The organism is Streptomyces bohaiensis, from assembly GCF_012033785.1.
Classification (GTDB): Bacteria; Actinomycetota; Actinomycetes; order Streptomycetales; family Streptomycetaceae; genus Streptomyces; species Streptomyces bohaiensis.
This window is the reverse complement of the sequence record NZ_JAAVJC010000369.1, coordinates 1-3,677: the sequence shown is the minus strand read 5'-3', so window position 1 is coordinate 3,677 and position 3,677 is coordinate 1. Positions and strand designations below refer to the sequence as shown.

Annotated in this window: 3 protein-coding genes; 1 reads left to right on the top strand and 2 read right to left on the bottom strand. The window is 74.6% G+C overall.

The window, feature by feature from the left end:
• Positions 1–187: 187 nt before the first annotated feature.
• Positions 188–1,246, top strand: coding sequence for an anthranilate phosphoribosyltransferase (trpD, locus tag HCN52_RS22705; protein WP_168090310.1), 1,059 nt, complete (start codon positions 188–190; stop codon positions 1,244–1,246).
• Positions 1,247–1,293: 47 nt separating this feature from the next.
• Here trpD and tpg read toward each other — a convergent pair whose 3' ends face one another.
• Both tpg and tap read right to left on the bottom strand, forming a co-directional pair.
• Positions 1,294–1,851 carry a telomere-protecting terminal protein Tpg gene (gene tpg, locus HCN52_RS22700; RefSeq protein WP_168090309.1) on the bottom strand — a complete coding sequence of 186 codons (558 nt, stop codon included), beginning with the start codon at positions 1,849–1,851 and terminating at the stop codon, positions 1,294–1,296.
• 12 nt (positions 1,852–1,863) lie between these two features.
• Positions 1,864–3,677 (bottom strand): telomere-associated protein Tap (gene tap / locus HCN52_RS22695; protein WP_168090308.1); only part of this gene is annotated, 1,814 nt, incomplete at its 5' end.

Sequence of the window (3,677 nt, the reverse complement as noted above, 5' to 3'; positions counted from 1 at the left end):
CCCGAAGGGGTGAGCCCCGTCCGGTCCCACGGTGCAAGCGCCCGGTCCCGCACCGACCCGGCGGGACGGCCACCGCAGGGAACCCCACCGGACGACTCGCCCACCTCGCGCCGGCCGGCCCTGCGACGCCCGGTCAGTCCCTAGGCTCGGCACGACGTCCGGCACCGGACCGCTGTGAGGGGACACCGTGAACGCCACCAGCCGTACCTGGCCGCGCCTGCTCGCCGCGTTGCTGCGCGGCGAGGACCTCACATCCGATGACACCCGGTGGGCGATGCGTGCGGTCATGGACGACGACCACGAGCCGGTCGCCCTGGCCGGTTTCCTCGTGGCGCTCCGCGCCAAGGGGGAGACCCCCGCCGAGCTCGGCGGCCTGCTCGAGGCCCTGATGGAACGCGTCGTGCCGCTGCCCGTCGACGGGGCCGGCGTGGTCGACATCGTCGGCACCGGCGGGGACGGCGCGCACACCGTCAACATCTCGACCACGGCCGCGATCGTCACCGCCGCGGTCGGAGTGCCGGTGGTGAAGAACGGCGGCCGTTCCGTCTCCAGCAGGAGCGGCTCCGCCGACGTGGTCGAACACCTCGGAGTCCCCCTCGACCTCACGCCCGAACAGGTCGCCCGGTGCGTGCGCGCCCTCGGCATCGGTTTCACCTTCGCCCCCGCCTTCCACCGGGGACTGCGTCACGCTTCCCCCGTCCGCCGGGTCCTGGGCGTCCCCACCGCGGTCAACTACGTCGCCCCGCTGACCAACCCGGCCCGGCCCGGCGCAGCGCTCATCGGCTGCTCGAACCCGCGACTCGCTCCGGTGCTGGCCGCCGTCCTCGCCGACCGCGGCACCCGGGCCCTCGTCGTCCGCGGCCGGGACGGACTGGACGAGATCACCACGGCCGCTCCCACCGACGTGTGGCGTGCCGAGGACGGCGGCGTGCACCGCGTCACGCTCGACACCGCCCGGTTCGGCCTGGCCCGTTTCGGCGTGGACGCGCTGCGCGGCGGGGACGCCGCCCACAACGCCGCGGCGGTCCGCTCGGTGCTCGCCGGCTCGCCGGGAGCCGCCCGCGACGCCGTCCTCGCCAACGCCGCGGGGGCCATCGCGGTGCGCAGCGGGTTCTCCCTCGAGGACGCCTTCGCCGACGGCCTGGACCGGGCACGTGGTGCCATCGACGACGGGGTCGCCGCCGATCTGCTCGCCCGCTGGATCGAACTGGCCGCTTCGCCGGACCCCGCACCGACGGCCGGCTGAGGCACCCCGTCACGGCTCGGGCTGCCGGACTCGACGAGGAGTGGCGGCTACAGCTCGAACTCGAGGTGCTCGATGTCGGTGAAGCGGACCTCTTCCAGTTGTCCGGCGCGCCGGCCGTTGTCCTGGAAGTAGACCTCCTTGAGTGCTTCGGCGGCGATCTCCCGGAGTCGTCGGTCCCCGGCGCCGGCTTCGCGGGCGTCGAAGAGGCGCGCGGCGTGGCGGGGCGGGAGGGCGATGGTGAGGTGCCGGAGGCGGTCCTGGTCGGTGGTGCCGATCGGCGCCGTGTAGCCGAGGCGGGCGCGGGTGTCGATGATGATCCCGCCGGTGGTGGCCGCCCGCTGCCGTGCTCTGGCCCTGACCCGGGGCTGCCAGCGGGCCGCGACCTCGCGGTCCAGGCGCGCCGCCAGGTCGGCGCGGGGCCGCCTGAGCTGGCCTTTCACGTACCGTTCGACCGTCCGCTGGGACACACCCAGCATCTCGGCCACGGGGCGGGTGCCCTTCAGCTGCCTCACCAGGTAGCGCATCTGCGCGGGCGCGGTCTTCGGGACCGGACGGGTGAACGCCGCCCGCACCGCCGCGTCGAGACCGTCCCCGAACAGGCTCATCGCCCCGCTCCCCTACTCTCCGCCGTCGGCATCGGTGACGGTGCCGTCCTTGATGTACCGGGCCAGGTTCAGCTCCGGGGCGTCGAACCGGTCACGGACCTCCTCGCCCCACAGGACGGTCTGGGTTCCTTCGTGCTTGACCAGACCGGGGTTGACGCCCAGCTTGAAGCCGCCCGGCAGGGGCGTGCCGTCGCGGTACGGCAGGACGTCCAGGGGGGAGGGTCCGGCGGCGGCGTAGACGACGCAGTCGGAGAGCACGGCGACCGGGTACCGGCCGGTGACCGCGGCGTGCCTGACGATCTTGCGGTGCAGATTGACCCGGGTGCGGGAGATGACGGCCGCGCGGATGTCGGGCCGCCACGTCGGGCGGGACAGGGCACGCCAGGCGTGACCGGGCCGCCAGCCTTCGCCGCGCGGGCGTTCGCGCAGCTTCCCCAGGCCGCCCTTCACCGTCGCCTTGATGGCCGAGACGACGATCGCCAGGTGCGGGTCGCGCTCCTTGCAGCCGTCCATGGCAGCGAGGAAGTCGGCCGGCGACAGATCGGTGCCGACGCCGAGGTCGGCCATGGTGGCGAGGTAGGCGTCGCGCAGCCGCTGGTACCAGCCGTCCAGGTAGCGGCCGTGGTCATGGCGGACGTACGCCTCGACCGGCGCGACCTCGTAGCCGAGCTCCACCGCGTAGGCGACGGTCGGCGTCGCGTACCACGCCGGCCCCTCGGGACGCTCGCCCTTCGGGGTGAACGGGCTGGGCAGCAGGGAGTCGTCCAGCTCCACCCACTCCTTGCCGCTCCTGACCTTCGACAGGTCGACGTGGGAGAGGTCCACCAGCCACGAACCGGGCAGGCCGGGGTCGAAGACAGGACTGGCGACGCGCGTGGGCGCGCCGAGGCCGACGGTCAGACCGTTGGCGCCCGCGCCGAACGCGAGGTTCACGTCGAGGCCGACGAGGTGGCGCAGGGTGCACTCGGCATCGGTCATCGGCCGTGCCCAGTCGTACGCCTCCTCGAACAGCTTCTCGTCGGGTCCGCGGACGTGGAAGCGGGGCAGGTCGGCCAGGAGCGGGTGCCCGTCGGGGGCCTCGCACGGCGCGCAGTCCACCGGGTCCCTGCCCAGTGAGCCGGGGTTGTGCTCCGAGTGCCGGGTGCCGTCGGGAGCCGGCGCGGAGGCACGTGTCGGCGGGTGGAGCGCGGTCATCAGCTCCAGTCCGGTGACCGCGGTGGAGCCGCGCGGCGTCATCACCCGCGAGGCGTACACGCCGAGGACGCGGGCGAGTTCGGCGGGCGGGAGGTGTCCGGCATCGCCCCAGTGCCGGGTGTCCAGCGCGTCCCAGGAGGGGATGCACAGCTGCACGCAGGCGCGCTGCCGACCCTGCGCGGGGCGGTAGATCCGGGCCCATGGTCCCAACCCGCGCCGGGTCAGCTGCCAGTCGGCGCGGGTCAGTTGTTTCACGACCCTGTGGTCCTCCGGGACCCGGCCGGCGAGTCGCTCCTCGTCGGTGAGCGCGGCCGGCAACCCGAAGCGCTGCAGCGCGGTCGCGGTGAGCACGAGCAGCGGGTCGGCGTCCTTCCCCGGGCCGGAGAGCTTCGGTTGACCGAGCCCGGCCTCCTGCAGGGCCCAGTCCACCAGCGCGGGCAGGGAGGCGGCGGACGTCTCCAGCACCAGGCCGCCCACGCAGTACGCCCGTACCTGCCCGTCGTCGGCGGCATCGACGACGGCGAGCGGCCCGTGCTCGAACCGCGGGTCGCCGGTGACCGCCGGTGGGGTTGCCGGGGCGGCCCGCCGACCGCGGGGACGCCGGGACGCAGGCGCCGCCGCCGGTCCGGCGG